This window comes from Streptomyces phytophilus, assembly GCF_013870535.1.
GTDB lineage: Bacteria > Actinomycetota > Actinomycetes > Streptomycetales > Streptomycetaceae > Streptomyces > Streptomyces phytophilus.
In genome coordinates, this window is sequence record NZ_JACBXC010001311.1 from 1 (window position 1) to 1,641 (window position 1,641).

The window sequence follows — 1,641 nt, forward strand, 5'->3', positions numbered from 1 at the left end:
GCCGGCCCCCGGATCCGGCGGCCGTTCACCCCCTTCGTCATCCCGAAGAGCCCCGCCCCCCGCGCCGTGCTCTCCCGCGCGCTCGCCGTCCCGCTCGTCGTCGCCCTCGTCTTCGTCCTGCCGCTGGCCATCGCGGGCCGCTCCCAGCCCGACGTCCGCGACGCGGTGTTCTGGCTCCAGCTCGCCACCACCTGCTACGCGGGCGCCCGCCTCTCCGCGATGATCCTCACCACCCGGCGGCGGCTCATCCAGGGCACCGTCTGGCTCTTCTGCTACGTCGCGATGGGCGTCGCCCCGCTGGCGCAGATCGTGCTGGACCAGACCCCGACCCCGGTGGTCGGCACCCGCGGCGACTTCACCATGGCGGTGGCCCTGGTGCTCGCCGGCTTCGTCGCCTTCGACGTCGGCGCGCTGCTGTCGCGGCACGCCTCGGAGGCACGGCTGAGCAGGCCGCGGCCGGTCGCCTCGGTCAACAAGCGCCGCCTGTACCTGCTGGTGATCCTCGCCTACGCCGGCAGCGCCCTGCTCATCGTGTCCTTCGGCGGCCCGGCGCCGTTCTTCGGCAGCCGCCAGGCGATCAGCGACGAGCTGACCGGCGGCGGCACGGCGGACTCGCAGGTCGGTTCGGCGTTCCTGCGCGGCTTCGGTACGGTGCCCGCGCTGCTGGCGCTGCTGATGCTGACGCGCTGGCTGGTGATGTCGCGCCGGGCCAGGCGGCAGCCGTCGGTGGTGCTTCCGTGGGCGGGCCTCGTCCTCATCAACGCGATCGTCAACAACCCGATCTCCAACCCGCGGTACTGGTTCCTCACCGTCGCCTTCGCCCTGCTGTTCACCGCCTTCCCGCGCAGCCCCGTGGTGTACCGGGCGGCGCTCGCGGGCGGCGTGGCGGCGGCGGTGCTGCTGTTCCCGTTCGCGGACAAGTTCCGCTACGACGAGGCCGGGCGGAAGCAGACGCAGTCGGGCTCGGTGCTGGAGCCGCTGGTGATGAAGGACTACGACCAGACGGTGATGTTCGCCAACACCATCTCGTACGTGGACTCCGGCACGGGCCACACGTACGGCAAGCAGCTGGCGTCGTCGGCGTTCTTCTTCGTGCCCCGCTCGGTGTGGGAGGACAAGCAGCTCGACTCCGGCGTCAAGGTGGGCACGTGGATGGGGATGACGAACGTCAACCTGTCCTCGCCGCTGTGGACGGAGCTGTGGCTCGACTTCGGGCCGCTGGGCATGGCGGGCGGGCTGCTGCTGGTGGGGTACGCGGCGGCGCGTACGGACCGGAGGTTCGCCGAGTCGGGGCACATGTCGCGGGATCCGGGGAACGTGATGGCGACGGTCGTCCCGCTGATCGCGGGGTACTCGTTCATCCTCCTGCGGGGGCCGCTGCTCCAGGCCACGGGGCGGATCGGGATCGCGGTGCTGTGTCTGGCGCTGGTGACGACGTTCCGGCCGGAGGAGCACAAGCGGCTGCACTGACCGCCTTGCGGCGGGGCGCGGGTGGGCGGGCCGTAGGCTCGGGGCGTGGATGTCGAGGATGATCTTCGGGGCGCGCTCGGACGGCAGTTGGCAGGGGTCGGCACGCGGCGGGCGGGAGCGGCCGTGGAGCGGCTGATCACCGGCTACCGCGGCGACGGCCCGGCCCCCGCG

General features: G+C 72.5%; 1 protein-coding gene. It reads left to right on the forward strand.

The window, feature by feature from the left end; all coding sequences use genetic code 11:
* Positions 1–1,470 (forward strand): hypothetical protein (locus H5J30_RS31895; RefSeq protein ID WP_258563628.1); only part of this gene is annotated, 1,470 nt, incomplete at its 5' end.
* Positions 1,471–1,641: the final 171 nt, after the last annotated feature.